Raw genomic sequence first — 25,827 nt, forward strand, 5'->3', positions numbered from 1 at the left:
ACCTGGGCGTGGGTGGGCGGGGTATCAGGCCGCGGACGACTCGTGCATCCGGCGGCGCAGGCTCGCCGGGCGCATGTCGGTCCACACCTCGGAGATCCGGGCCAGGCACTCCTCGCGGGTGCCCTCGGTGCCCTCCGCGTGCCAGCCGGCGGGCAGCTCGCGGCCGGCGGGCCACAGCGAGTACTGCTCCTCGTCGTTGAACACCACGCGCTGGCGGGGGCCCTCGTTCTGGACGTCGCTCATCACAACTCCTTGCGGGTAAAGGTGGTTTGACTGGTGTCTGAATCAGGCGGTGAGGAAGTCCTCGACCCGGGTGCCGAGCCCGAGCCGCCCGGCCTCCTCGCGCACGAACTCGGCGAGGGCGAGGTCCAGCACGCCCAGGCCGAACGGCGAGAAGACGACCGGGGTGCCGGCCTCGCGGCGCAGCTGGGCGGTGCCGCGCAGCAGCGCGCCGATCGGGGCGGCGACGAAGTCCCGGTGGCCGACGGCCTGCTGGGCGAGGTCGAGGGAGGTGCGCTCGCGGCAGACGTGGTCGGTGTCGTCGACGACGTTGACCGCGCCGAGGATCGTCTGCGCCGTCAGGTCCCGCAGCGAGACGTGCAGCACCGTGGTGTCGGGGCCGCAGTCCGCCAGGTCCATGTGCGGGGTGGCGGCGGTGGTGGCGAGCGAGACCAGGCGGTGCGCGCCGAGCGCGGCGGCGAGGTCGGTCACCGGGTACGCCTTGATGTCCGGCGCGACCTCGCGGCACTGCTCGGCGAAGGCCTCGGCGCGGGCCGGGTCGGTGTCGTACAGGGCGGCCTCGGTGAGGCCGGGCAGGGCGGCGGTCAGGAAGCGCAGGATCTCCCGGTTGATCACCCCGCAGCCGATGAGCAGCACGGACGCGGGCGGGTGGCCGGCGGTCAGCTCCCGGGCGGCGAGCGCGGCGCTGGCGGCGGTCCGCTTCGCCGAGATCACCGAGCCCTCGACGAAGGCCACGGGGTGGCCGGTGTCGAGGGAGTTGAGCACGACGGCGGCGCTGGCCCGCTCGATCCCGGCGCTCACGTTGCCCGGGAAGGAGGAGATCCACTTCATCCCGGCGACGGGCCGCTCCCCGCCCCGGTAGGCGGGCAGGCCGATGATCCGGTCCCGGGCGTGCCGCTCCTCGGGGAAGCGGAGGAAGGTGGAGTGCGGCAGGGACGTGAGCCCCTCGTCGTGCAGCCGGTAGGTCTCGGCGACGAGGTCGATGATCTCCGTCTCCCGGCCGGACAGCACGTCCGTCACATCGGCACGCCGGAGAATCAGCATGGGGTTCCCTCTCTCAGGGGCGGATCGGATGCCTCGATGCTCCGACCGGCCGCTATATGGGGCCTATACGCCGCGTTCGGCCTCTAGGTCGTACAGCGCGGTGCCCGCGAGCAGGGGGTCCTGCGTCACCCGTACGTCGAAGCCGTGGCCGTGCAGCAGCCGTCGTACGGCGTCCAGCCGGCCGTCCTCGTCGTGCACCTCGGCGACGACGGCGCGCACCCGCGGCCAGTGCGCGGCGTCGAGGCCGTGCAGCACGTCCAGCTCGGCGCGCTCCACGTCGACCTTCAGCAGGTCCACGCGGTCGAGGCCATGGCGTTCGACGAGCGTGGAGGCGGTGACGGCGGGCACGGTGAACTCGACCCCGTCGTGCAGGCCTTCCAGCAGCTCACCGGCGTCCTCGGGGCCGATCCCGCTGTTGTGCAGGAAGGCCCGGGTGATGTCGTCGTCGGCGGCCCGGTCGGCGTACAGGCCGGAGTTGCCTGGGGCTTCGGGGTAGTAGGTGAAGCGCAGCGAGCCGGGGCGGTCGGAGACGGCGGCGCACTCGGTGTGCCAGTCGCCGTCCGCGTGCTCGGCGAGATTGCGGCGCAGACAGGCGTGCAGGGCGGGGGCGGGTTCGGCGGCGACGATGCGCAGGCCCGGCGCGGTGCGGGCGCAGAGCACCGACATCAGGCCGACGTTGGCGCCGATGTCGAGGAGCGTGTCGCCGGGGCGCAGCCGCCGGGCGGCGCGGTCGTAGCAGCCGGGTGGCAGCATCTCCCGCCACATCGCCACGGCGGCCGGGCCGTTCACGCACCACACCGCGGGCCCCTCGGGCAGTTCCTGGCGCAGCGGAACGGCGGCGTCGGTCATGGCGCCCCCGCCCCGAGAGCCAGCAGGAAGTCCAGGTCGGCCGCGGCGGCCAGCGGAACCTCGACGGCCCGGGCGTCCGGGGTGTCCAGGGACGCCTCCAGCAGGCGCAGCCAGGTGTCGCGGAACCGTTCGACGGTCGCCGCGTCGAAGAGGTCGGTGTTGTAGCGCAGGACGGCCCGGAAGCCCCGGCTGTCCTGGAGGACCTCGGCGGTGAGGTCGAGCTGGCCCTCCTGCTGCGGTACGTCGCACAGTTCGGCGCGCAGCCCGCCGAGCCGGACGGGACCCTCGTACAGACCCGGTACCGGCAGCCGGTCGGCGGCGACCAGCGTGCAGGAGATCCGGAACAACGGGCCTCCGGCGTCGATGAGTTCGACGGGCAGCCGGGCGTGCGCGAGACCGGACCTGAGCTGCGCCTGGGCCTCCTCCACGGCCGTGAAGAGGGTCGTGGCGGCGGTGAACCGGGCGGCCATGGGCAGGGCGTTGACGTAGTAGCCGACGGCCTGGCGGCTGCGCGGGGTGAAGCGGGTGGTGGCCGGGCAGCCGATGAGGAAGCCGTCGCCGGCGCCGAGCCGGTGCAGGGCCGTCTGGAACATGCCGAGCAGCCAGGCGAACGGCGTCACCGCGCGCCCGGCGGCCGCCTCGAAGAGCCGTGCCGCCGTGTCCTCGGGCACGTCGAGCTCGACGGTCGCGCCGTTGAGGGTGCGCTGCTCGGGCCGGGGCCGGTCGGTGGGCAGTTCGGCGGGTCCGAGCCCGGCGCACACCCGGCGCCAGTGCTCGGCGGCCCGCCGCCCGCGCGGGGAGGCGATGAACTCCGCTTCCTCCAGGACGTGTTGATCCCAGTCGACGGGTTCGTCCGGCTTCGCCGCCGTCCCCTCGTACGCGGCGAACAGGTCCCGCACCAGCAGCCACTGCGAGGTGGCGTCGCTGACGATGTGGTGGGTGACGGTGACCAGCACGGCGTCGTCCTCGGCCCGGCGCAGCAGCACCGCCCGGAACGCGCCCTCGGAGGCGAGCCGGAACGGCTCCTCGCCGGCCCGCCGGGCGAGCCGGAACAGCTCCTCGTCCCCGGCGCGCGGCACCTCGCGCACATCGAGCCGTACGGCGTCGGCGGGCCCGGTGACCCGGACCGGGCCGTCCTCGCCCGCCGGGAACCGGGACCGGAGCAGTTCGTGCCGCCCGACCAGGGCGGTCAGGGCCCGCTGGAGCAGGCCGGTGTCCACGCGGTCGCGCAGCCGTACCGCGAGGACGACGTTGTAGGCGGGGCTGTCCGGGTCGAGCTGGTGGGTGAGCCAGAGCCCTTCCTGGCCGACGGAGACGCGCACGGTTCAGCCCTTCCACAGATGGGACACGTCACCGAAGTTCCGCAGCACCCACTGGTCGTCGTAGATCGTGTCCAGGTAGCGGTCGCCGCCGTCGGGGAAGAGGAGGACGCAGTTCGAACCCTCGGGGATCCGGTCGCGCAGCTTGCCCAGCGCGGCCACGGTCGCCCCGGAGGAGCCACCGGCCAGCACCGCCTCCCGGCCGATGAGGCGGCGGCAGGCGACGACGCACTCCAGGTCGGAGATGTGCACCACCTCGTCGGCCGCCGAGGCGTCCATCAGCGGCGGCACGACGGACGCGCCGTGCCCCGGGATGAGCCGCTGGGTGGACTCCAGGCCGAAGATCGCGCTGCCCAGGGCGTCCACGGCGACGATCGTGGTGTCCAGACCGCGGGACTTGATGTGGTCGCGGCAGCCGCGCAGGGTGCCGAAGGTGGACACCGAGCAGAACAGGTAGTCGACCCGTCCGTCGAGGGCCTCCTCGATCTCCCGCATGGTGGTCTCGTGGGCCTTGGGGTTGAGCAGGCTCGCGTACTGGTTGGGCCAGTACGACTGGGGCGTCTCGGCGACCAGTTCGCGCACCCGGCGCAGCCGCACCGGCAGATATTCGCCGGTCAGCTCGTCGCGGTCGGTGACGATCTCCACCTCGGCGCGGAAGGCGCGCAGGATGGCGAGGTTCTGCTCGGTGGTCTTGCCGTCGACCACGCAGATGAAGCGCAGCCCGAAGTAGCGGCAGATCTGGGCGAGTCCGACGGCCAGGTTGCCGGAGCTGGACTCGACGATCACCGAACGTCCCGGCTCCACCTCGCCGCTGCGGATGGCCGCGAGCAGCATGCCGAGCGCGGAACGGTCCTTGATGCTGCCGCCCGGGTTGAACCGCTCGATCTTGGCGAAGACCCGGGAGCCGAGGTCCGGCAGCAGCCTCTGCAGTTCCACCAGAGGGGTGTTGCCGACGGTCGAAAGTATGCCGGGGAAGGTTTTCTCGGGCACGGCTGTCTCTTCCCGTCAGTCGGCCTGCGCGGCCAGTTCGGCCGCGAGGTACGCGGTGATCGCGTCGATCGTCGGGTGGTCCCAGGCCATGGTCGGCTCGACGATCAGACCGAAGCGGTCCTCGACGTCGCCGCAGAGGGTGAGGGCGTAGACGGAGTCCAGGCCCAGCTCGGCGAGCTGGGCGCCCTCGTCGAGGTCGGCGGGGCTGCGCTCCAGGTAGTAGGCGACGCGGTCGACGAGCCAGGCGCGGATCGCCTGCGGGGCCGTGTCGACGGCGGTGACGGTGGTCTCGTTCACGGGGTGTCTCCTCGGTCGGGGGCGGAGCGGCGGGCAAGCCGTCCGCGGAACAGGTCGAAGGTCAGGTCGGCCTCGTGCCGCTCGGCCAGTTCGTCCGCCAGCCGCTGTACGAGGGCTTCGGGCAGGGGTCCGTGACGCAGCCCGAGCCGCTGGGCGAGCCGGTGCAGGGCGGCGCCGGCCCACAGCGGGTCGGCGGTGAAGCGGTCCTCTGCGGTGGGGCCGTCCTCCGCGGTGGGGCCGTCCTCCGCGGTGAAGCCGTCCTCCGCGGTGAAGCCGTCCTCCGCGGTGAAGCCGTCCTCCGCGGTGGGGCCGTCCTCGGCGTGGCGCCGGACGCCGAGGACCGCGGCGGCCGCGAGCAGCAGGGTGTAGCGCTCGGCGAGCAGGAAGGCGCGGCGCCCGGCGACGGGCGTTCGGTCGCGCGGTGGCAGGGCGGCGGCTCGCCGGGCGAGTTCGCGGAGTTCGGCGGCGAACAGGGCGGCGAGGTCGGCGAGTTCGGGATCCGTCTCGTCCGCGTGCAGGAGCTGCCCGGCGAGGGAGTCGGCGCCGCGCGTGGTCAGCTCCAGGCGGCCGAAGTCGAGGGCGGGCAGCGGGTCGTCGAGCCGGAACAGCGCGTCGGGAGCGGGTGCCGGGGACCCGGCGAGCAGCCGGTCGGCGAGCCTTGGCAGCTGCGGGACGATGTTCGACAGACACACCGAGCCACTGGCGTGCGCGAGCGCGACCACCGGCAGGTCCCGGGCGGCCTTCTGGAAGCCGGCGTACGGCCCCTCCCGCAGATAGCTGCGCGCGCCGAGGACGGTGCCGAGCCGGTAGGAGCTGTCCTGGAGGAACTTCGGCACCAGGTACTTCACGGCGGCGGACCGCACACTGCACTCGTCCGGCGTCAGATGCAGCGACCTCGCCGCCACGGCGGACAGGGCGTCGCAGACCAGGAGGTCGACGAAGGCGTCCACCAAGGCCGCCCGCACCTCGGGGAGTTCGGCGACGGGACGGCCGTACAGCCGCCTGCGCGTCGCGAAGTCCAGCACGGTGCGCAGTTGGGTGTCGCCGACGCCGACGACCATGCCCGGCAGCACGCTGCGGGTCACCTGGAAGACCTTCAGCACGGTCTCCATGGCGGCGCCGGGCTCCCCGATGAGGGCGTCGGCCGGGACCGCGTGGTCGTCGAAGTCGATCCCGCCGAGCCGGCAGCCGCGGACGCCGGAGGTGGGGTAGCGCCGGGTGCGGTCGGCCCGGTCGTCGAGGTCGACCAGGAAGTGGGAGTGGCCGCGGCTGCCGGGACCCTCGCCGGTGCGGGCGAAGAGGACGGCGGCCTCGGCGCGGCCGATGTTGTTGACCAGCTGCTTGCCGCCGCTGAGGACGTGCCCGTCGGGGGTGGGCCGGGCGGCCAGGGAGATCCGGGCGAAGTCGCTGCCGTGGTCGAGCTCGGTGTAGGCGGCGGCGATGCGCCCCCCGGAGAGCAACAGATCGGCGGCACGGCGCTGTTGGTCCGCGGAGCCGTCGGCCCACACGGGCAGCCCGGCGATGAAGCTGGTGACCCCGTGGCCGATACCGAGCGCGCAGTCCCGCCGGAACAGGGCGCGCATCAGCAGCGCGAACCGGTCGGCCCGCTCGAAACGCCCGCCGAGGGCCTCGGGCACGAACTCGGCGGCCAGCCCGAACTCCGCGAGCGCGCGCTCCCCTTCGGGCAGCAGTTCCCCCCGCTCGTCGGCGGCGAGCACGGCGGCCAGGCCGAGTGGATTGGCCGGGTCGTGCGGATCACCGAGCAACCCCTCGAGTCGGCCGATGCGCTCGAGGACGGGGGCCGTGGCGGTGGGGGCCGTGGCGGTGGGGGCGGTCAGCAGATCGGTCATGCCGCGTCCTTCGTCGAGCGGTCGGTCCGGGCCTCCGCCAGGGGGCAGGGCAGCAGGGAGAAGAGCAGGCCCTCGTCGTACTGGGCGTGCAGGCTGGGCAGCAGGGCGTCCAGGGCCGGGCCGTCGAGGTCGTCGAGGTCCGGTTCGGCGGTGAGGCGGCGGGTGACGCGGGCGAGGACGGCGTCGAGCCAGGCCGCGTCCTGCCACAGCGGGCCCGTCGCGCGATCGGTGCCGGTGTTCTCCAGCCACAGGTGCAGGGCGGCGGCCCCGGCGTACACGAGCGCGTAGCGGCGGGCGGAGGCGAAGGCCTGCGGGGGCACCGCGCGGGCGGTGTGCCGGTGGGCGGTGAGCTCCTCGTGCACCTCGTCGGCGAGAGCGAGGAGGTGATCTGCGCGGGCGGCGACGGCGGGCGGCGCGAGGGTGCGGGCCCGCTCGACGGCGTCGGGCAGCGACTGGACCACGGCGATGCCCGAGCGCGCGTACAGCGTGAGCCGCCCGTGGTCCAGCTCCGGCGCCGGGCCGTCCAGGCGGGCGGCGGCGGCCACCGCGTCCCGGTCGGCGGACCGCCGGCGCCAGCCGCGGGCGAGCGCCGGGAACTGGTTGATCAGGGAGTTGAGGTTGACGGCCGTACTGCCGTCGAAGATGCCGACGATCCGGTGGTCGCGCTCCAGCTTCTGGAAGGCGCCGTCGGCGAAGTCCTCGGTCAGCATCGCGCGCGCCCCGAGCAGCGAGCGCAGCGCGCCGATCACCTCGTCGCCCAGCGTCGGCACCAGGTACTTCACCACCGCCGAGACCGCGCTCAGCTCCTCGGTGAGGGTGTGCGCGGACCGCGTGGCGACCAGGCTGACGGCCTCCATGGCGAGCAGGTCGGCGTGGGCCTCGGCCAGGGTGCGGGCGGCGTGCGGGAGATCGGCGAGCCGGCGCTGGTAGAGCCGGTGGGAGAGGGCGAAGTCCAGGGCGATCCGCAGCGCGTGGTCGGTCATGCCGAGGGACATCGCCGAGCAGAGGGTACGGGTGATCTGGAACCCCTTGAGGATGACCTCGAGCCCCTCGCCCTCCCCGCCGACGAGCGCGTCCGCGGGCAGCTCGGCCCCGTCGAAGGCGATACCGCTGATGTCGGCCCCGCGCACACCGTGGGTCGGCACCTTGCTCAGCGGACGCCAACTGCCGGGCGCCAGGCGCGCCTTGTCGACGAGGAACATGCTGAACCCGCGGCTGCCCCCGCCCGGTTCGGTTCGGGCCAGCACGCACAGCAGCTCGGCCCGCGTGGCGTTGTTGATCAGCCACTTCTCGCCGTACAGCCGCCACCCGTCCCCGGTGCGCTCGGCCCGCAGCTCCCCGGCGAGCACATCGCTGCCGTGCTCCCGCTCGGTGAGCGCCAGCGAGACGACGGCTCCGTCGGCGACCCGCCGCCCGAGCGCGGCGGCCTGCTCGGGCGTGCCCGCCACCCACACGGACACAGCGCCGAGATACGTCTTGACGTGCCCGAGCGCCACGGTGAAGTCACGTCGGCCCAGCGTGCGGATGAGCTGCGACAGCTCCTCACTGGACCGCAGCGCGCCGCCGTACCGGGCGGGCGCGAACCAGCGCGGCACGCCGAGCGCGTCCAGCTCCCGGCAGATGTCCGCGGGGAAGGCCTCGGCTCGGTCGAGTTCGGAACTACGGGCGTAGGTAAAGGGGTTGCCCGGGTCACGCGGATCCCCGAGCCCGGTCTCCAGCTCCTGGATGAGGCCGTACGGCTCCCAGGGCGCCGCCACCAGGGCCGCGACCTCGGGTGCCACCTCCTGGTGCAGGGACTGGAGTTCACCGGCGAGGAACAGCTTGCGCATGAGCGTGCGCTGGATCTTGCCGCTGGTGGTGCGCCGGATCCGCCCGGAGCGCACCAGCACGATTCCGCCGACCCGGACGCCGAGCCGCTGCGTGAGCTTCGCGCGGGCCCGGCGCGCGAGGGCGGCGAGCGTGTCCGCGTCGACACCCCGGCTGCGCACTTCCTGCACGGCGACGATCTCCTCGCCGGCCTTGGGGTGTACGGCGAACACGGCGGTGGGCAGGCCGTCGAAGGCGTCGTCGATCTCCCGCAGTTCGCGCTCGATGTCGTGCGGGTAGAGGTTCCGCCCGTGCACGATGATCATTTCCTTGATGCGCCCGGTGACGTACAGCTCGCCCGAGCGCAGGGCGCCGAGGTCACCGGTGCGCAGGAAGCCTCCGTCGCCGCCTTCCGTGACGGCGCCGAAGGTGCGGGCGGTCTCCTCGGGCCGGTTCCAGTAGCCGAGCGTCACGCTGTCCCCGCGGATCCAGATCTCGCCGACGCGCCCGTCGGGCAGCTCGGTGCGGCTGTCCGGGTCGACGACGCGCACGTCGAGCCCGCGCACGACGCCGCTGCTCGCCAACTCCTGGGTGCCCTCGTCCCCTTGAACGACCTCGCCGCTGGCGAGGGCGTCGGGGTCGGCGGGCAGGACGGTGGGCGGCCGGTCGGCGGGGGTGCCGGAGACGTAGAGGGTGGCCTCGGCGAGGCCGTAGCCGGGCAACAGGGAGCTCGCCTTGAAGCCGGCCGGGGCGAACCGCTCGGCGAACGCGGCGAGGGTGGCCGCGTCGACGGGTTCGGCGCCGTTGCAGGCGTAGGTCCAGCTCGACAGGTCGAGGTCCGCGGTCTGCTCCTCGGACAGACGGCGCGCGCAGAGGTCGTAGGCGAAGTTGGGGGCGCAGCTGATGTCGGCGCGGTGCTTCTCGATGAGCCGCAGCCAGGAGGCGGGCCGCTTGAGGAAGTCGGTGGAGGACATGAGCACGGCGGTGCCGCCCAGGTAGAGCGGGGCGAGCATCATCGCGATGAGGCCCATGTCGTGGTAGGCGGGCAGCCAGCTGCACCAGGTCATACCGCCGTGCCAGCCGTGACTGTCGCGCATCAGCCCGAGGTTGTGCACGAGCGCGCCGTGCGACACCATCACGCCCTTGGGGTCGGAGGTGGACCCGGAGGTGTACTGGAGGAAGCAGAGCGTGCCGGGCTCCACGGGCTGCTCGACCCAGGAGTCGGGATCCCCGTCCTCCTCGGCACGCTCGACGGTGAGGGCCCGGACCCCGCCCAGGGCCCGCTCCACAGCCGGGGCGGTGGCGGTGTCGGTGAGCACGAGGCGCGCGCCGGTGTCGGCGGCGATGGCGGTCGTACGGGACTCCTGGCGCCCGAACCCGCCGGGCGCGGGGACGGGAACGGGCACGGCACCGGCGTAGAGACACCCGAGGAAGGCCCGCAGAAACCCGGTGCCGGCGGCACAGGAAACGAGGACGCGATCCCCGGGCGAGACGGTACGCCCGAGCACCACGGCCACGGCTCGGGCCCGCCGGTCCAACTCGGCGTAGGACAAGTCCTCTTCAGCGGCGGCGGACTGAAAGCGAACGGCGCTGCGCGCGGGCGCGGCACCGACCCTCCGCCGCACCGCACCGACCAACCCCTCGAACCGGTCCACCCCAACTCCCCACGTCTGAAACCCCACTTGAGGCCACACCAACCCACCCGCGACCTAGCACCCAGCGAACAGCGGGGGGCTATGCGGCACCTATATGTCCATTACGTCCGCACTCTCATATCGGCTTGGCCGCAGGCAGCCGCACCGCTGTAACTGCCGCCGCTGCAGGCAGCCGCACCGCCGTACCTGCCGCCGCTGCAGGCAGCCGCACCGCTGTAACAGCCGCCGCTGCAGGCAGCCGCACCGCCGTACCTGCCGCCGCTGCAGGCAGCCGCACCGCCGTACCTGCCGCCGCTGCAGGCAGCCGCACCGCCGTACCTGCCGCCGCTGCAGGCAGCCGCACCGCTGTACCTGCCGCCGCTGCGGGCAGTCGTGCCGCTGGGGCGGCACGGGTGGGCGCAGCGGCACCCCGCCAGCGCGGGTGAGCGAAACCCACCCGACCCGCACCCCCACGCACCCGCACCCGAAACCGCACCCGAAACCGCACCCGAAACCCCGCGCAACAAAAGGGCCGCCGTACCGACACCGGGGGGTTGGCGTCGATACGGCGGCCCTGAAAGAGGCGCCGCCGGCCTGGGGGAGGCTCAGCCGCACCCGCCCGCATGCCCGTCCTCGACGGACACGGGCGCCGAAGCCGGAACCCCGGAAACCTCCGAGGCCCCGACAAGATCCGCACCACTCTTCGCCGACAGCGCCGCCGCGAAGGCGGGCAACCGGTCCACCCCCCAGTACTTGTCGAAGTGATCCACGAAGAACGGCACCCCGAACACCCCGTCCCGCTGGATCTCGAGCAGCACCCGCACCCCCTCCGCCCGCAACGAGGAGTCGTCGGAGGCCGAGGCCAGCTCCTCCCCGTCCAGACCGAGTTCGGCGCCGAACCCCCCGATCACCGCCCGGTCGCACACATCGAGCCCCAGCTCCCACCGAGCCCGCTGCGCGAGCGCGATGAACTCCGGCCCCTTCCCGTGCCGGGCCGCCGCGAGATACCCCAGATGCGGCACCTCCCACACCGGCTCCCGGTCCACCGGCCAGCTGAAGGACAGCCCGCGCTCGGCCGCCAGCCGCCGTACGTCCTGGAGGATGTACCGGTGCTTCTCGGGGGACATCGGCGTGTACGGGAACGCCCCCTTCGCCTCCGCCAGCAGCTTCCGGCTCAGCTCGTCCGGCTCGAAGAACGGCACCCACTCCACCGCCTCGGCCACCCCCGGATACCGGTCCAGCAGATCCCGGTAGGCGAGCCACGAGTACGGACTGCGCAGCGAGAAGTAGAACCGGGGCGGACGCCTGCGCCGGGCTCGGCCGCCGCCCCGGGACTCCGTGGTCACAGCGCGATGCCCCCGTCCACCTGGAACACCTGCCCGGTGATGTAGGAGGCCTCCGACGACAGCAGGAAGGCGACCAGCGAGGCGACGTCCTCCGGCTGTCCGAACCGCTTCAGCGGAATCCGCCCGAGCATCTCCTTGGCCACCTTCGGCGGCAGCACGGAGGTCATGTCGGTGTCGATGAACCCCGGCGCCACGGCGTTCGCCCGGATCCCGTGCCGCCCCGCCTCCTTGGCGAAGGAGCGCGTGAACCCGATGATCCCGGCCTTGGACGCCGAGTAGTTGGTCTGCCCCGCGTTGCCCGCGACCCCGGCGACCGAGGACAGCGTGACGACGGCACCGCCGCCCCGCTTGACCATCGGGAAGGCCACGGCCCGGCACAGGTTGAACGTGCCGTCGAGGTTGGTGCGCACCACCGCGTCCCAGTCCTCCTCCGGCATCAGCACCAGCGGACTGTCCTTGGTGATGCCGGCCGAGGTGACCGCCGCCGAGGCCGGCCCCAGCTCGTCCTCGGCCGCGGCGACGAACTCCCGCACCTGCGCGCCGTCGGTGACGTCCACGCGCCGCGACAGCACGCGCCGGCCCAGCTCGCGCACCTCCTTCTCGACCAGGGCGGCGGACTGGTCGTCGGAGCGGTAGCAGAAGCCGATGTCGTAGCCGTCGGCGGCCAGTCGCTGCACGACCGCGCGGCCGATGCCCCGCGACCCGCCGGTGACCAGCGCGACCTTGTCGGCGGTTTCACGATGGGACATGGTGGTCCTCTCCTCACACAGTCAGCAGGGCGCGATCGGGCGCCGGAAGCAGCTCGTTGACATCGCGCAGGGCCACCACGAACGCGCCGATCCGCAGCACCTCGCGCCCGCCGGCGTACGTCTCGCCCGCGAGGATCGCCGTCTCGTCGACGGCCTTGACCAGCCGTACCCGGTGCTCCAGCACGTCGCCCGGGTAGGCGCGGGCCGAGAACGCCACCTCGCCTATGGAACCGGCGAGTTCCACCTTCCCGGCGAGCACGTCCGGGTTGGGGTTCTCCCACACCGACAGCAGGACCGCGGACTGCGCCCAGGACTCGATGACGAGGGAGGTCGGGTAGGCGTAGTCCTCCGCGGCGGCGTCCTGGCCGAGCGGCGCGTAGCACGGCTCGTTGCCGGAGATCGCCTTGTACGCGGTCAGCGACTGGCCGGGGACGACGTCGACGACCCGGTCCACCAGGAGGATCTCGCCCCGGTGCGGAATGGTGTTCTTGATCCGCTCGATGCCGTGCGTGCTCACGGGGTCTCCTCGTCCGGGTTCTGCTTCGGGCGGTAGCGCAGCTTGATGTCGGCGACCTTGCCGCGGTTGGTGGCGACGGCGGCCTTGATCAGCAGACCGGCGGCGTTGTCCGTGACCTTCACGTCGGCGCGGACCCGGTCACCGGGGAACACGGGACGGTGGAAGCGGCACCGGTCCATGGCGACGAGCTCGACCTCGCCGTCGCCCTCGCGTGTCTCACGGGCCCGGCCGTGGGCCCAGGTCCGCACGGTCCGGTCGGCGGCCTCGATGAGGAACACGCCCGGCAGCACCGGGAATCCGGGGTAGTGCCCGGCGACGATCGGCCCGTCGACGGGCGCGTCGAACGCGGTGACCGCCCCGTCCGGACCGGTACGGATCAGCTCCAGTTCGCCCAGCGGTGTGGCGGCGCTCATGCGGAGGCCTCCTTCTTGGCGGAGAGCAGGGTGTAGGTGTCGCCGAGGGAGGTGATCGAGGTCAGCTCGGACTCGGCGAGCCGCACGCCGTACTCCTTCTCCAGGCGCACCGCGATCTCCAGCGCCATCAGCGAGTCGACGTCCAGATCCTCCACAAAGTGGGCGTCGTCGGTGACTTCGGCGACATCGAGGTCCAGCACGTCGGCGACCAGCTCACGCAGCTGCTCCTTGTCGAGCGCGGCGAGCGCGGGAGCGACAACAGACTCGGTCATGGGAAACACACGTCCTTCCGGATGGTGATTGGCATACGAGTAGTGAATGAGAACCCGCCGCAGCCGATAGGCCCGACGGCGAGCGGCAGCGATCACGAAGCCCCCCGCGAACGCTCGGCGACACCGGACCGCGCGGCACCCGAGGCCCGCGCGGCGCCGGAAGCTCGCCCGGCGCCGGAAGCCGTCCCGGCTCCGGAAGCCGTCCCGGCGCAGAAGCCCCGCCCGGCACCCGAGGCCCGCCCGACGACCCGCCGCACCCGAGCAGCCCGGCGACGCCCCGCCCCGACGCCCACGGCAGCCCCCGCGAGGCGACCGAAACCGCCCGCGACACCGCCGTACCGAGCACGACCGGCAACCCGCCGCCGCTGAGCGGCCCGCCGACGCCCAGACCCGACGCCCACGGCAGCCCCCTCAGGGCTGCCGCAACCGCCCGGCCCGCCGCCGTACGCAGCACGACCGACAACCCGCCGCCGCCGAGCAGCCCGCCGACGCCCAGACCCGACACCCACGGCAGCCCCCTCAGGGCTGCCGCAACCGCCCGGGCCGCCGTCGGCGTACGAGAGGTGGGCGGGGAGCCGTCCGTGGGGCTGCCTCCGGGTCACGGGGTGGCTCGCAGGATCGTCGCGCCCGCCTGGCCGTCCGGGTCGACGGAGGTGACGAGGACCGGGCCGGCCACACCGGAGGCGAGGGCCGCGGCGAGCTGGAGGGAGGCGGAGGCGGCGCCGCAGTCGCCGACCAGGCGGCGCAGCCGCAGCCGGGGCGGGTGCTGCTCGCCGAACAGCTCGGCCAGCGCCGCGTCCTCGCGGGCGCCGAGCGGCCCGCCGCTGTCCGAGGGCACCAGCAGCGCGACCTCGTCGGCGGTGACGTCCGCCTCCTTCAGCGCCTCCGTGGCGGCCCGCGCGACAGCGCCCTGCGCCCGCTCGACGTCCGGGAAGGCGATGAACCGCGAGGCGGCGATCGACGCCAGCGCCGTACGGCCGTGCGCGCGGGCCCGCTCGGCGGACTCCAGCAGGAACAGCGCGCAGCCCTCCCCGAGCGGTCCGGCCGGCTGGCGGTACGCGGAGCCGGTCCGGGCCCGGTACTCCAGCCAGGCGCGCTCGGCCGAGAACTCCTCCACCGCCCCGCACAGCACCGCCTCGCAGTGCCCCTGCCGCAGCAGCCGCGTCGCGTAGCTGAGGGCGAGCAGCCCGGTCGGGGCGCCGCCGGCCACCGTGGTGTTGGGCCCGCGCAGGGTGTGCCAGATGGCGCTCTGCCCGGCGGCCCGGTTCATCACCGTATTGGGGAACAGCGCCGGATCGACGTGGAAGGGCTTCTCTCCGCGCAGCGAGTCACGGGTGAAGTCCATGATGCTCTGCACGCTGCCGTGTCCGGTGCCCAGCACCATGCCGACAGCCTCCGGGTCGTCCCCGGCGAGCCCCGGCCCGGCCGCCTCCAGCAGCATCCCGGCGGTGGCGACGGCCAGCGCGGTGGCCCGGTCCATGGACCGCGTCCCCTTGCGGCCGAGCACCGCCCGCGCCTCGAACTCCGGTATGCGCCCGGCCCGTTCGTACGGCCCGAGATCCGCGTCCGCGTCGGCGCCGCGCACGGCGTCGCGCTCCCCGCGCAAGCCCTCGACGAAGGCCTCGGCGCCGAGCCCGTACGGTGAGACGGCCGACCATCCGGACACGACCAGGGTGTCCGGGCCCGCCCCGGTGACAACACTGACACTCATCGCTACTGCTCCTGTTGGTGAAGTGGCGGATTTCAGACAGCCGTCGGCGCACCCCAGGCGCCGGCCGCGGCATGCAGTTCCGCGCCGTCGATCCCGATCGTGTTGCCGGTCAGCCAGGACGAGGTGGAGCGGGACAGCAGCGCCACGGCCTCGGCGACGTCGTCGGGCCGGGTGAGCCGCCCGTGCGGGTTGTTCTCGGCGGCCCGCTCGACGTATCCGGCGTGCTCGGGGATCCGGCGCAGGGCGGGCGTCACCGTCGTACCGGCGCGCAGCGCGTTCACCGCGACACCCCGGGTCGCCAACTCGCAGGCGAGCTGGCGCACATGGGCTTCCAGCGCGCTCTTGGCGGCGGAGACGGCGCCGTAGCTCGGCAGCGCCTGCGAGGTGCCGGCGCTGGTCATGGCGTACACCTTGGAGCCGTCGCGCAGCAGTCCCGCGCCGAGCAGGTCCTGGGTCCAGTAGACGAGGCTGTGCGCCATCACGTCGAGGGTCATCTCCAGCTGGCGGGAGCTGATCTCCTTGTCCCAGCCGGGGCGTGGCGTGAACGGCACGAGCGTGCCGAACGCGAGCGAGTGCACCAGGATCCGGATGCCACCGGTCGCCCCGGTCAACTCGGCGAGCTGGGGGACCAGTTCGGCGCGGGTGCGCTTGGCGGCGGCGTTGGCGTTGAAGAAGTGCGCCTCGACACCGTGGCCGCGGATCTCCTCGACCAGCTCCCGGACCTCCTCGGCCCGGCCGGCGGTGTCGAAGTGCACGCCCGCGACGTGCACGCCCTCCCGGGCAAGACCCAGGGCGATGGCCCGCCCGATCCCGCTGGACGCCCCGAGAACCAGGCACCAGCTCCCTTCCAGTGACTTCAGCATGCGGAAACTCCTGTGGACGAAGCGGCGTTGAGGGGGACCGGGTGGTCCGGAGCCACCCGGACGAGGGCGACGTGCCCCTCCCCGGTGGCGGTGACGACGAGCCGCGCCTCGGCTCCGAGCGCGTCGGCGACGGCGAGGGCGGGCCGCAGACAACCGGCGCCACCGCCCCGGTGGACCGTCCCGGAGACGGCCTCGAAGACCGCCTCGGAGATCACCTCGGAGACCACCTCCGCGACCGGGGACCCGTCAAGATCGAGATGTACGGCGAAGGCGGCGCCGCCCGTCAGTTCGGCGACCGCGCCGGCCACCCGCCGGACGGCCCGCTCACGTCCCGCACTGTCACGCAGGGAGGCGGGAGCGAGGAACAGCGACCGGGCCCGCACGGTGCCGTGCACCCGTGCCCCCCGGGCCGACGCGGCGGCCGGCGGCTCCAGGGCGAGGACGACGGCGCCCTGCTGACCGCCCCCGCCGCGCCCGGCGGGCACCGGCTCCTCCACCGCGGCGAGCAGGAGCGAGTCGCAGCGCCCGGCGGCCAGCGCCAGCGCCCCCGCGGACAGGGCGTCCACGGCGGCCGTACCGGCGGTGGCGACGGTCAGCGAGAACCCCTTGAGCTCCAGTTCGGCGGCGAGCCGGTTGCCGAGCACGTTGACGGCGAAGTAGGGGGCCGTCGCCGGGGACAGCGCGTGCGCGCCCTCCTCGGCCACGGTCCCGTCCATGGCGTCGAACAGCCCCGCGAGCCCGGCCCCGGTGGCGAGCAGCAGCCCGCGCCGGGCGGGCGGCACCGCGTCGGGCCGGCCGCCGTCGGCGACGGCGGCACGGGCGGCGGCGAGCACGTACTGGGCAGCGGGCGGCAGGTACTTGTACCCCCGCGCGCCGAGCCGCGCCCGGTGGTCGAACCACCCGTCGCCCCCCGGCCGGTCCGCACCCCCCGCGGCCAGCACCGCCTCGGCGGAGTCACCCCACGGGGACACGACCCCGACCCCGGTCACGGCCAGCTCGCCGTACCCGGCCGACCGCGCGGCGGCCACAGCCTCGGACACGATCACACTCATCACCCGTCACCCCCTCTGCGCTTGTCCCTGCCCGACCCCGGGGCGCCCGGCCCGACGAGCGAAACGCCCGCGCCAGGCGGCAGCACCACATCCGTCACCCGCCGGCTCGTCGGGCGGTCGTCCCTTCCCGGCCCCGAGGCACCCGGGCCGAGGAGCGGCACGCCCGCCTCAAGCGGCAGCGCCACGCCCATCACCCCCTCCAGCACGACCGATGCGTTGTTCCCGCCGAACCCGTAGGCGTTGACCAGCACGCGCCGTGCCCGGGCGGGCAGCGGTACCGGTGTGCCCTGCGGGAGCAGGACCTCGCACTCGGGGTCCTGGTCGGTGAGCGGCACGTTCGGCGGGATCTCGCCGTGCCGCAGGATCAGCGCCGCCGCCACCGCGCCGAGCGCGGCGGACGCCCCGCCCGCGTGGCCGAGCAGCGCCTTCAGGCTGTACAGCGGCACCCGCGCGGCACCGGTCCCGAGCACCCGGTGCAGCGCCCGGCTCTCCAGCACGTCGTTGAGCCGCGTCCCGGTGCCGTGCGGAACCACACACCCCACGGACTCCGGCACCGGCCCCACGGCCTCGCGCATCGCCCGTACGATCTGCTCCCCGTCGGCCTCGGGAGCCGTCGGATGCCCGGCGTCACAGCTCCACGCGACGGCGCCGAGCCGTACGGCCCCACCACCGGCGTGCGCTCCGCGCGCCCGAGCGTGCTCGGCCGACTCCACGATCAGCACACCCGCGCCCTCGGCGAACACCGTCCCGGCGCGGTCCCGTTCGAAGGGCCGGCAGCGTTCCGCGTCCACCGCGCCCAGCCGGTTGAAGCAGCCGAGCGCGACCCGCGAGTACGCGTCGGACCCTCCGGCGATCACCACGTCCGCCTCGCCCGCGCGCACCAGATCGGCGGCCACGCCCAGGGCGTACGCCCCCGCCGCGCAGGCGTTGCCCAGGTCGTGGACGGTGCCGTGGACGCCCAGTTCTCCGGCGAGCGCCGTCGCGAGCCGGAACGGCGGCGCCCAGCCGCCCTCCGGCCCCCGCCCGCGCTCATTGCTCCCCGGCTCGCCCATGCAGCTGCCGAGCACCACGGCCGTACGACCGTCGCCGAGCGCCTCGGCGTCGAGCCCCGCGTCGGCGAGCGCTTCCCGTGCGGCGAGCGAGGCGAACCGCGTCGCCCGCTCCGCCGCGAGGTCGGGGTCCGGCACCAGGCTGATCAGGGGCAGCTCCATCCGGGCCAGCGGGTCGGCCGGCCGGTCGGGCAGGCGGACGCCGGCCGCCGTCATGGCGCCCCACAGCGTGTCGGCGCCCGCACCGTGACAGGTGACGGCACCGATCCCGGTGACCAGGACCTCGACCTCGGCACTCATGCCGTCCGGCCCTCCAGGGCCGCGTTCATGCGGTCGTCGAAGGGCACCAGGCTCCAGTCGCGACGGTTCTCGATCACGGCGTACCCGTGGGTGATCCGGCCGGTCGCGGTCTGCACCAGCTCGCCGTCGCGGACGACGTAGGTGTCCATCCGGGAGTCGTAGGTGAAGCCCTTGAAGACGTTCTCGACGGTGAGGACGATGTACAGGTCCTCCTCCATCCGCGCCTCGTCGAGGATCGTGATGCGCGAGTGCGGCACGACCGGGATCCAGTTCTGCTCGTCGAGCAGCGTCTTGATGGAGACCCCGCGGTCGGCGACGAGCCGGTCCTTGGCCTCCTCCATCAGCCGCAGGTAGCCCGACATCTGCTGGCGCTCGGTGAAGTGGCAGTACCAGTAGGGGATACGGAACTTCCAGGCGTACGCGTTGCGCCCGGCCGTCAGCTCCTTGACCAGGTCGTCGGCGGCGAGGTCGGCCTCGACCGGCTCCGGCGTCCAGCCCGGCTTGGCGGACAACTTGTCGACGGCGTACGGCGCGAGCGGCGCCGGCACCGGCAGTTCGCCGCCGCCGCGCGGGTCGAGGCGCAGCTGGACGCGGACGGTGGACGTGACCGCCTTGAGCAGGCTCTCGCGCCGCACGTACAGGGTGACGGCCAGGACCAGCTCGTCGGCTTTGGCCTTGCGGTGCGGCTTGACCTCCGCGACGGCGGTGTCGTCGATGTGGAAGGCGTGCAGGATGCGGGTGTCGATGTCGACGAGGTCCGTGCACAGCCCGTAGACCTCGTAGATCGTGCCCGGGGCGAGTCCGGCCTGGCGCAGATGGTTCAGGACGGCTTCCTCGACGAGGTAGTTGACGTGCTTGAAGCCGATCCAGGTGCAGATGTTGGAGCCCTCGTAGCGGGGCCGGATCTCCAGGGAACTGGGCTCCTGGAGGGCGAGGACCGCGGCCTCGATGTCAGCGGTGTTCGTGGTCACGTCAACTCCGGTGCGTAGGGATGGTCAGGAGGGAAAGGTCGGAAGGGGCAGAGGGGCGGCGGGGGCGGCGGGGGCGGAGGGGTTGGAAGGGCCGGGCGGGGAGCCGGCTTCAGCGGCGGCGTCGACATCCGCCCCGGGAACCGCGTCCCGCAGCAGCCCCGCCACGGCCCGGGCGAACCGCTCGGGCTGCTCCGCCATCGCGAAGTGCCCGCAGTCCTCGAAGAGTTCGAGCCGTCCGTCGGGCAGTGCCGCGGCCAGCGCCGCCGCGTCGGCCGGCGGGGCCGCGAAGTCCTCGGCCCCCGCGACGACGAGCACGGGCATCCGCAGCGCGTCCACGTCCAGGAACGGGCTGCGCAGATAGGCGCCGAAGAACTGCTGCCAGCCGTAGGGCCCGATCCGGTCCCGCACCCGCACCGCCATAGCGGCCCTGAGCTGCGGGGACAGCCGGTCCCCCGCACTGATCCGCAGCCCTTCCTCGAGGATGCGGTGGAATCCGTTGAGGTAGTAGGCGGCGTCGTCCCAGCCGAACTCACCGGGATCCCGCCGATGGAAGGGCGCCACGGCGACGACCCCCCGGGGCCGCGCGTCCCGCCGCACGACGGCTTCGAGAGCGGGCCCGACGGTGAAGGAGTGCGCGACGAGTACGTCCACCCCGCCCGGCACCGAGTCCAGGGCGCGCGCCACATGCCCGGCGGGGTCGTCGGAGATGCTCCACCCGGGATCCCCGTCGGCCCCCCAGGGCAGTGCCCCGTCCCACAGCTCGACGCACTCCGGCGCGCGTTCCTCGTACGCCCGCCACACGGCCGTGCTCCCGGCGAGCCCGTGCAGCACGAGCACCCGCACGGCCGGGGAGCCCGCCCGCGCCTCCCGCCGCAACCGCACGACGGCCTCACGCCGGCCGCCGCCGGCGAGCCCGCGCTCAGTGCGCGGAGGGTGCGGGGTGCGCCCCCGCGGAGGGCGCGCACTTCGGCCCGCGCGCTCCTCACTCACGCCGTGCGCGCTCATGCCGCACTGCCCGCCACCGCGAGTGTCTCGGGCGCCGTCAGGAGCAGCGCCGCGCCCGCGTCGTCGCCGCCTGCGTCGCCCGTACCCGCGCTGACGAGGACCGTGGCCTCGGAGCCCGCGGCGTTCTCGCCCGCGCGCTCCAGCCATACGGCCGCGGCGGCGCACTGGAGGACTCCGAGCGCCCCGGACGCCGGTCCGTACAGCGCGGAGAGATCGTGGACCGGAACCGACCCGGCGGCCGCCCCCAGCGCGGGCGCGGGAGCGCGCACGCCGGTGGGATGTTCCGGCACGCACCACAGCCCCACCGGCCCGGGCCGCGACGCTCGTACCTCGGCGACCGCCTCGGCGTGCGCGCCCCGGCGTGCGTACGGCCCGAGCGCCGCCAGCGCACGCACCCCGCGCGCACGGGCCGAGGCGGGCGACTCGACGACCAGCGCGACCGCCCCGTCGAAGAGCTCCGGCGCCGTGTCGGCGTCGGAACCCTCCGGCTCCGGCGTCTCCGTGACATGCCGCACGGCCGCGTTGTCCGGCTCGACCCCGACGACGAGCACCCGCTCCACCCGCCCGGCGGCGACCAGCAGCCGGGCCCAGTTCACGGCGTCCAGACCGGAGGTCGGCCCGTTGCACAGGGTCAGATTCGCGCCCCGCAGCCCGTGGGTGATGGCCACCCAGGAGGCGACGACATTGCTGGACGTGGCCGGCAGCATCATCGGACTGGTGCCCAGGTACGTCGACTCGGCGATCGTCTGCACGGTCTCGCAGACGGTGTCGCAGTTGCCGTAGTTCGTACTGGCGACGACCCCGACGCTCTCGCCCGGAACCGTCAGCTCCCCCGCGCCGTCCAGCAGCCCGGCCGCCCCCAGCGCGTCCCGCGCGGCGGCCATGGCGAGCTTGGTGGCCCGGTCCTTGTAGCGCAGCCCGCGCCCGGTGAGCCGGGAGACCGGATCGTCCGCGCCCCGGTGCCCCGCGGGCAGCGGCCCGAGCAGCCCGGCAGGCCCGTCGAGCCCGCGTACGGCCGTACCCAGCCCGGTGATCACGACCTGCGCCGTGCGTACGGCAGTCAACTCCCCGCTCCTTCCTCTGCGGACGGCTCCGGTACGGCCTCCACCACGGCGACCGCGTTGAGCCCGCCGAAGCCGAACGAGTCGATCTGCGCGATCCGCAGCGGCCCGTCCGCGCGCTCGGCGGCACCTCGCACCAGCCGGAACCCGGCCACGGCCTCCACCGGATCGTCGAGATACACGGTCGGCGGCACGATCCCGCCGCGCAGCACGTCCACCGCCGCGACCAGGCTGTGCAGCCCGGACGCCCCCGCGGTGTGCCCGGTCATCGACTTGATCGCCGTCATGTACGGCGACGGGTCGAGCCCCGCGAACACCGCGCCGAGCGCCGTGGACTCGGCCTCGTCGTTCAGCGGCGTACCCGTGCCGTGCAGCATCACGAGGTCGATGTCGGCCGGCCGTACGCCCGCCCGCGCGTGCGCCTCGTGCACGGCCGCGGTGATGTTCTTCGCGTCCGGCGCGGAGGGGTGATGGGCGTCGCAGTTGACCGCGACCCCGCGCACGCGTGCGTGCACGCGCCTCCCGGCGCCCGCCCCGTCGCTCTCCCGCCGCAGCACCACGGCCACCGCGCCCTCGCCCTGGAGCATCCCGCGCCGGGCCCGGTCGAAGGGCCGTACCCGGTCGGGGGCTTCGGGATAGCAGCGGTCCAGCAGCCCGTACGTGCTCTCGCTGATGGTGTCGACCCCGGCGACGACGACGGTGTCCGCCGCCCCCAGTTCCAGCAGATCGGTGGCGAGCGCCAGCGTGTACAGCGAGGCCGAACAGGCGTTGGCCACGGTGTGCGTGTCCGCGGCCCCGAACCGGCGCCGCAGCATGGTGCCGAAGTGCAGGTCGGCCGCGTCGAAGGGCACCTTGTCCCGCCAGGACAGCTCCACCGAGCGCAGTTCGCGCAGGGTGGTGCCGACCAGCACGGGCACCCCGGACAGATCGTCCCCGAGCCCGGCGTCCGCGGCGGCCGCCGCGACGGCCTGCTCCAGCCAACGGGTCGCCCGCAGCGGCTCGTCCACGCCCGGCGCGGGCCGGTCGTCGATCTCGTACGCCACCTGCGCGCGGAACTTCTCCCGGTCGTACCCGCGCAGGGGCCCGAGCCCGCTGCGCCCCGCGACCAGCGAGTCGAAGATCTCCTCGACGCTGCCGCCGATGCTGGCGACGGCGCCCATCCCGGTCACGATCCAGCTCATGCCGCACCCACCGCTTCACCCCGGTACGCCCCGAGGATCAGCACGGCGTTGTTGCCGCCGAAGGCGAGCGCGTTGTTCTGCACGACGTTCAGCTCGGCCTCGACCGCCTCGTTGGGCACGCAGTCGACCCCGCACTCCGGGTCGGTCTCCCGGTGGTTGACGGTCGGCGGGATGAACCCCTCGGTCAGCGCGAGCGCGCAGGCCGCGGCGGCGACCGCGCTGGCGGCGCCCATGCTGTGGCCGATCATCGACTTGATGGAGACGGTGCGCGGCATGGCGTCGGCGCCGAACACCTGGCGGATGGCGCCCGCCTCGGTGATGTCGTTGGCCTTCGTCCCGGTGCCGTGCGCGGAGACGAAGTCGACCTGGTCCGGGGTGACGCCCGCGTTGCGGTGCGCGATCCGGATGGTCCGGGCGATGCTGTCCCGGTCCGGGGCGACGGGATGCAGGGCGTCGCAGGCGAGCCCGTAGCCCAGCACCTCGGCGTAGATCCGGGCGCCCCGGGCCAGCGCGGACTCCAGGCTCTCCATGAGGAGGATGCCCGCGCCCTCGCCGGTGAGGATGCCCTCACGGTCCTTGTCGAAGGGCCGGCACACCTCGGGAGCGATGGTGCCGAGCCGGTAGAAGCCGGTGAAGGTCTTGCGGCAGGCGGCGTCCGCGCCCCCGCACAGGGCGACGTCGACGTCCCCGCTGCGGATGGCGTCGTAGCCGTAGCCGACGGCGTAGTTGCCGGCCGCGCACGCGGTCGGGAGGGTGACCGCCTCCACGTCCTCCAGTTCCAGTTCGCGCACGATCCCGGCGGAGAGCCGTCCGGCGGGGATGCGCCGGGCGACGGTCGGCTCGTACTCCTCGGGCCCGCTGTCCAGGCTCGCGGCGACGAGCTGGTCGAGGTCGCGGGACTCGCCGTCCGTGGTGCCCACGGACACCAGGGATCGGCGGGCCCGTACGTCCGCGACGCTCAGACCCGCGTCCTCGACCGCCATCCTGGCGGCCGCCACGGAGAACTGGCTCGCCCGGCCCAGCTCCTCGGGGGACTGCCGGGTGACCCAGTGCTCCGGCTCGAAGTCGGTGACCTCGCAGCCGTTGGCGTGGGCGAAGCCGGTCGTGTCGAACGCGGTGATCGGCTTGACGCCGCTGCGTCCTTCCCGGAGGCCGGCGGTGAAGGCCTCCACACCGATGCCGATGCTGGTGACCACGCCGAGTCCGGTGATGACCACCCGGCGCCCTGTGTTGCTCGAAGCGTTCATCGAAGCTCACCCATCTGACGGTCGGGACGGCAGATCAGCTCTGGGCGGCCTCGGCGACCACGATGTAGACGCCCTCGAGGTTGACCATGCGGCTCAGCTCGGCCTGGTCGATGGTGACGTTCTGGGTGCGCTCCAGCGCGGCGAGGATCTCGATGGCACGCAGCGAGTCCGCGTCGTGCTCCTCCTTGAAGAGGCTGGTCTCGGTGACCTCGTCCTCGTCGATCTCGAGGATGTCGCAGACGATCTCCTTGATCTCCTGCTTGCGGGCCTCGTCCAGCACGGTGGTCACGTTCGCGTTGGGCATCTCGACTCCAATGAGGATCGGTAACGGAGTCCGGGACCACAGCCCCCGTCCTCCAAGCGTTGCCCCGAGCCTGGAATCAACCGCTATACGAGGCCTATACGAGACCCACCGCCGCCACCGGAACCCGCGTCGCTGCGTCATGCGTCGCTACGTCGTGCGTGGCCGCGTCGTGCGTCGCCGCGTCGCGCGTAGCCGCATCGCGCGTCGCCGCGTCGCGCGTAGCCGCGTCGCGCGTAGCCGCGTCGTGCGTCGCGCGTAGCCGCATCGCGCGTAGCCGCATCGCACGGCCGCAAGCCCGCGTAGCGCGTGACCGCGCAGCCGCAAAACCCGCGTAGCCGCGGGCAGTCGTGCCGCAGGGCGGCACGGGTGGGCGCGGCGGCACCCCGCGAGCGCGGGCGAGCGCGACCCACCCCGCGGCAGGCAACAGGCGCTGCGGAACCGACGGTTCACCGACTCCGTACGGCACCGCACCAGGCCGTGACGGCACTTCACCGCCGTACGCCCAAACCCTCGTACGTCCAGACCCCCGTACGCCCCCACAGCCGTGCCGCTATACAGCCGTACGACTCTCCGGCTCGACCCCGTCCGCCCCCGCCAACCACCCCAACTGCGCGGCCCGCAGCCCCGCCTGGAAGCGGCTCCGCGCCCCCAGACGCCCCATCAGCTCCGCGGTGATGCGCCGTCCGGTCCGCACGGAAACCCCCAGCTTCCGCGCCACCACCTCATCCGTGAGCCCTTCCCCGAGCAGCCGCAACACGGCCTGCTCCTGCCCGGACAGCTCCTCTTCCCCCCGCTCCCGAGGCTGCGGCCGCCCCCCGCTGAAGGCCAGCGCGTTCTCCCACACCCGCTCGAACAGCTCGCCCAGGATCGCGATGATCCCCTGCCCGTGGAGCACCAGCGCCCCCGCCGCCGACGCATCGGGATCGATCGGCAACACCGCATGCGTCCGGTCGAACAACAACATCCGTGACGGCAATGACGCGGTCGTCCGCACCTGATCCCCGTGCGAGTGCAACCACCGCAGATGTTCAACCGTCGCCGGGTCGTTGTAAACGCTGTCCAGATAAACGCTGCGCATCACCACACCCCGCCGCGCGAGCTTCTCGCACAACGGCCGGCTTGCCTCCCTGCTGGCCTCGGTCTGCGGACCCCCCGTGGCAAAGGCGAGCAGCTCTGTCTCACATTCCTGGGTGAATTCCTCGATGCGCGTACGTATCTCGTCGATTCCGATGAGCCGTTCGATGACGGTACTGCGCTGCCGTTGCTGCGCCGCCGTGTACTCGTCAATGAACCGCGCCACTTCGATACGCGCGTCGGCAATCCGCTTCTGCCGTTCCAGGAATTCGTTCTCCTGCCGGGTGAGCAGTGCCTGGAGGCCGATCTCCGGGCTCACGACGCGCAGTTCGCCGGGTGCGTCCCAGGACGGCTTGATGAGCGCGAGTCGTACACATTCGTCGAGCGCCGACCTGACCAGCTCGGGCTGCCACCCGAGGGTCGTCACGAGATCGTCAACGCTGAAATCCGGCCGCTTGAGCATGGCCCGGTAGACCTCGGCCGCGTGGGCCCCCAACCCCAGCGGTTCCAGCACGCATGCCCCCTCGCCTCGGTGACGCCCCCGTAAGGTCTCGGCCAATTATGTGGATGGGGAAACGGTTCCGCAACGAATATGTGATCGAACCGGGCAGTAACAAAGGGCCCATCCCGAAGGATGGGCCCTTTTAAGACATCTTTGGCCGAAACTCTACTCGGCCGATCAG

24 protein-coding genes are annotated in these 25,827 nt (G+C 73.5%); all 24 read right to left on the minus strand.

What is annotated here, in order from left to right:
* Positions 1 to 24: 24 nt before the first annotated feature.
* Positions 25 to 243 carry an MbtH family protein gene (locus tag AC068Z_RS13270; RefSeq protein ID WP_451722338.1) on the minus strand — a complete coding sequence of 73 codons (219 nt, stop codon included), beginning with the start codon at positions 241 to 243 and terminating at the stop codon, positions 25 to 27.
* Positions 244 to 285: 42 nt separating this feature from the next.
* Positions 286 to 1,284 carry a 2,3-diaminopropionate biosynthesis protein SbnB gene (gene sbnB / locus AC068Z_RS13275; RefSeq protein ID WP_478554719.1) on the minus strand — a complete coding sequence of 333 codons (999 nt, stop codon included), beginning with the start codon at positions 1,282 to 1,284 and terminating at the stop codon, positions 286 to 288.
* A gap of 63 nt (positions 1,285 to 1,347) precedes the next feature.
* Positions 1,348 to 2,133 (minus strand): FkbM family methyltransferase, encoded by a 786-nt coding sequence (locus AC068Z_RS13280; RefSeq protein ID WP_478554720.1) that lies wholly within the window; start codon positions 2,131 to 2,133, stop codon positions 1,348 to 1,350.
* Positions 2,130 to 3,455 carry a condensation domain-containing protein gene (locus tag AC068Z_RS13285; protein WP_478554721.1) on the minus strand — a complete coding sequence of 442 codons (1,326 nt, stop codon included), beginning with the start codon at positions 3,453 to 3,455 and terminating at the stop codon, positions 2,130 to 2,132. The genes AC068Z_RS13280 and AC068Z_RS13285 overlap by 4 nt, the downstream gene beginning before the upstream one ends.
* A gap of 3 nt (positions 3,456 to 3,458) precedes the next feature.
* A complete protein-coding gene (gene sbnA / locus AC068Z_RS13290; protein ID WP_478554722.1) occupies positions 3,459 to 4,442 on the minus strand; it encodes a 2,3-diaminopropionate biosynthesis protein SbnA in 984 nt (327 codons plus the stop codon).
* 15 nt (positions 4,443 to 4,457) lie between these two features.
* Entirely contained in the window at positions 4,458 to 4,739 is a 282-nt protein-coding gene (locus AC068Z_RS13295; RefSeq protein ID WP_451722344.1) for an acyl carrier protein, read from the minus strand.
* Positions 4,736 to 6,589: an acyl-CoA dehydrogenase gene (locus tag AC068Z_RS13300; protein ID WP_478554723.1), complete on the minus strand. Its 1,854-nt coding sequence runs from the start codon at positions 6,587 to 6,589 to the stop codon at positions 4,736 to 4,738. The genes AC068Z_RS13295 and AC068Z_RS13300 overlap by 4 nt, the downstream gene beginning before the upstream one ends.
* Positions 6,586 to 10,089, minus strand: coding sequence for an AMP-binding protein (locus AC068Z_RS13305; RefSeq protein WP_478554724.1), 3,504 nt, complete (start codon positions 10,087 to 10,089; stop codon positions 6,586 to 6,588). Before AC068Z_RS13305 ends, AC068Z_RS13300 begins: the two co-directional genes overlap by 4 nt.
* A gap of 545 nt (positions 10,090 to 10,634) precedes the next feature.
* Positions 10,635 to 11,375, minus strand: coding sequence for a DsbA family protein (locus tag AC068Z_RS13310; RefSeq protein WP_478554725.1), 741 nt, complete (start codon positions 11,373 to 11,375; stop codon positions 10,635 to 10,637).
* Positions 11,372 to 12,124: a 3-oxoacyl-[acyl-carrier-protein] reductase gene (gene fabG, locus AC068Z_RS13315; protein WP_478554726.1), complete on the minus strand. Its 753-nt coding sequence runs from the start codon at positions 12,122 to 12,124 to the stop codon at positions 11,372 to 11,374. Before fabG ends, AC068Z_RS13310 begins: the two co-directional genes overlap by 4 nt.
* 13 nt (positions 12,125 to 12,137) lie before the next feature.
* Positions 12,138 to 12,641 (minus strand): 3-hydroxyacyl-ACP dehydratase FabZ family protein, encoded by a 504-nt coding sequence (locus AC068Z_RS13320; protein WP_451722351.1) that lies wholly within the window; start codon positions 12,639 to 12,641, stop codon positions 12,138 to 12,140.
* A complete protein-coding gene (locus tag AC068Z_RS13325; RefSeq protein ID WP_451722353.1) occupies positions 12,638 to 13,054 on the minus strand; it encodes a 3-hydroxyacyl-ACP dehydratase FabZ family protein in 417 nt (138 codons plus the stop codon). Before AC068Z_RS13325 ends, AC068Z_RS13320 begins: the two co-directional genes overlap by 4 nt.
* Positions 13,051 to 13,326, minus strand: coding sequence for an acyl carrier protein (locus AC068Z_RS13330; protein WP_451722354.1), 276 nt, complete (start codon positions 13,324 to 13,326; stop codon positions 13,051 to 13,053). Before AC068Z_RS13330 ends, AC068Z_RS13325 begins: the two co-directional genes overlap by 4 nt.
* A gap of 598 nt (positions 13,327 to 13,924) precedes the next feature.
* Complete coding sequence (locus AC068Z_RS13335; RefSeq protein ID WP_478554727.1) at positions 13,925 to 15,037, minus strand: beta-ketoacyl synthase N-terminal-like domain-containing protein; 1,113 nt, start codon at positions 15,035 to 15,037, stop codon at positions 13,925 to 13,927.
* A gap of 32 nt (positions 15,038 to 15,069) precedes the next feature.
* Positions 15,070 to 15,900, minus strand: a complete 831-nt coding sequence (locus AC068Z_RS13340) for an SDR family oxidoreductase (protein ID WP_478554728.1) — start codon at positions 15,898 to 15,900, stop codon at positions 15,070 to 15,072.
* Positions 15,894 to 16,952: a beta-ketoacyl synthase N-terminal-like domain-containing protein gene (locus tag AC068Z_RS13345; RefSeq protein ID WP_478554729.1), complete on the minus strand. Its 1,059-nt coding sequence runs from the start codon at positions 16,950 to 16,952 to the stop codon at positions 15,894 to 15,896. The genes AC068Z_RS13340 and AC068Z_RS13345 overlap by 7 nt, the downstream gene beginning before the upstream one ends.
* A complete protein-coding gene (locus tag AC068Z_RS13350; protein ID WP_478554730.1) occupies positions 16,952 to 18,301 on the minus strand; it encodes a beta-ketoacyl-[acyl-carrier-protein] synthase family protein in 1,350 nt (449 codons plus the stop codon). Before AC068Z_RS13350 ends, AC068Z_RS13345 begins: the two co-directional genes overlap by 1 nt.
* On the minus strand, positions 18,298 to 19,272 hold the full coding sequence (locus AC068Z_RS13355) for an acyl-CoA thioesterase (protein ID WP_478554731.1): 975 nt from the start codon (positions 19,270 to 19,272) through the stop codon (positions 18,298 to 18,300). Before AC068Z_RS13355 ends, AC068Z_RS13350 begins: the two co-directional genes overlap by 4 nt.
* Before the next feature lie 24 nt (positions 19,273 to 19,296).
* Positions 19,297 to 20,154: an alpha/beta fold hydrolase gene (locus tag AC068Z_RS13360; RefSeq protein WP_478554732.1), complete on the minus strand. Its 858-nt coding sequence runs from the start codon at positions 20,152 to 20,154 to the stop codon at positions 19,297 to 19,299.
* Between the two features lie 119 nt (positions 20,155 to 20,273).
* Positions 20,274 to 21,341: a beta-ketoacyl synthase N-terminal-like domain-containing protein gene (locus tag AC068Z_RS13365; RefSeq protein WP_478554733.1), complete on the minus strand. Its 1,068-nt coding sequence runs from the start codon at positions 21,339 to 21,341 to the stop codon at positions 20,274 to 20,276.
* Entirely contained in the window at positions 21,338 to 22,519 is a 1,182-nt protein-coding gene (locus AC068Z_RS13370) for a beta-ketoacyl synthase N-terminal-like domain-containing protein (RefSeq protein WP_478554734.1), read from the minus strand. Before AC068Z_RS13370 ends, AC068Z_RS13365 begins: the two co-directional genes overlap by 4 nt.
* Complete coding sequence (locus AC068Z_RS13375; protein ID WP_478554735.1) at positions 22,516 to 23,766, minus strand: beta-ketoacyl-[acyl-carrier-protein] synthase family protein; 1,251 nt, start codon at positions 23,764 to 23,766, stop codon at positions 22,516 to 22,518. The genes AC068Z_RS13370 and AC068Z_RS13375 overlap by 4 nt, the downstream gene beginning before the upstream one ends.
* A 34-nt stretch (positions 23,767 to 23,800) precedes the next feature.
* Positions 23,801 to 24,070, minus strand: coding sequence for an acyl carrier protein (locus AC068Z_RS13380; protein WP_451722369.1), 270 nt, complete (start codon positions 24,068 to 24,070; stop codon positions 23,801 to 23,803).
* Between the two features lie 550 nt (positions 24,071 to 24,620).
* On the minus strand, positions 24,621 to 25,658 hold the full coding sequence (locus AC068Z_RS13385; protein ID WP_478554736.1) for a LuxR C-terminal-related transcriptional regulator: 1,038 nt from the start codon (positions 25,656 to 25,658) through the stop codon (positions 24,621 to 24,623).
* Positions 25,659 to 25,827 lie beyond the last annotated feature (169 nt).

It is taken from the genome of Streptomyces sp. NPDC043726, from assembly GCF_056436565.1.

Coding starts and splice junctions, on each gene's coding strand:
- AC068Z_RS13270 (WP_451722338.1), bottom strand. CDS start 243: ATGAGCGACGTCCAGAACGAGGGCCCCCGCCAGCGCGTGGTGTTCAAC.
- sbnB (WP_478554719.1), bottom strand. CDS start 1,284: ATGCTGATTCTCCGGCGTGCCGATGTGACGGACGTGCTGTCCGGCCGG.
- AC068Z_RS13280 (WP_478554720.1), bottom strand. CDS start 2,133: ATGACCGACGCCGCCGTTCCGCTGCGCCAGGAACTGCCCGAGGGGCCC.
- AC068Z_RS13300 (WP_478554723.1), bottom strand. CDS start 6,589: ATGACCGATCTGCTGACCGCCCCCACCGCCACGGCCCCCACCGCCACG.
- fabG (WP_478554726.1), bottom strand. CDS start 12,124: ATGTCCCATCGTGAAACCGCCGACAAGGTCGCGCTGGTCACCGGCGGG.
- AC068Z_RS13325 (WP_451722353.1), bottom strand. CDS start 13,054: ATGAGCGCCGCCACACCGCTGGGCGAACTGGAGCTGATCCGTACCGGT.
- AC068Z_RS13330 (WP_451722354.1), bottom strand. CDS start 13,326: ATGACCGAGTCTGTTGTCGCTCCCGCGCTCGCCGCGCTCGACAAGGAG.
- AC068Z_RS13335 (WP_478554727.1), bottom strand. CDS start 15,037: ATGAGTGTCAGTGTTGTCACCGGGGCGGGCCCGGACACCCTGGTCGTG.
- AC068Z_RS13340 (WP_478554728.1), bottom strand. CDS start 15,900: ATGCTGAAGTCACTGGAAGGGAGCTGGTGCCTGGTTCTCGGGGCGTCC.
- AC068Z_RS13345 (WP_478554729.1), bottom strand. CDS start 16,952: ATGAGTGTGATCGTGTCCGAGGCTGTGGCCGCCGCGCGGTCGGCCGGG.
- AC068Z_RS13350 (WP_478554730.1), bottom strand. CDS start 18,301: ATGAGTGCCGAGGTCGAGGTCCTGGTCACCGGGATCGGTGCCGTCACC.
- AC068Z_RS13370 (WP_478554734.1), bottom strand. CDS start 22,519: ATGAGCTGGATCGTGACCGGGATGGGCGCCGTCGCCAGCATCGGCGGC.
- AC068Z_RS13375 (WP_478554735.1), bottom strand. CDS start 23,766: ATGAACGCTTCGAGCAACACAGGGCGCCGGGTGGTCATCACCGGACTC.
- AC068Z_RS13380 (WP_451722369.1), bottom strand. CDS start 24,070: ATGCCCAACGCGAACGTGACCACCGTGCTGGACGAGGCCCGCAAGCAG.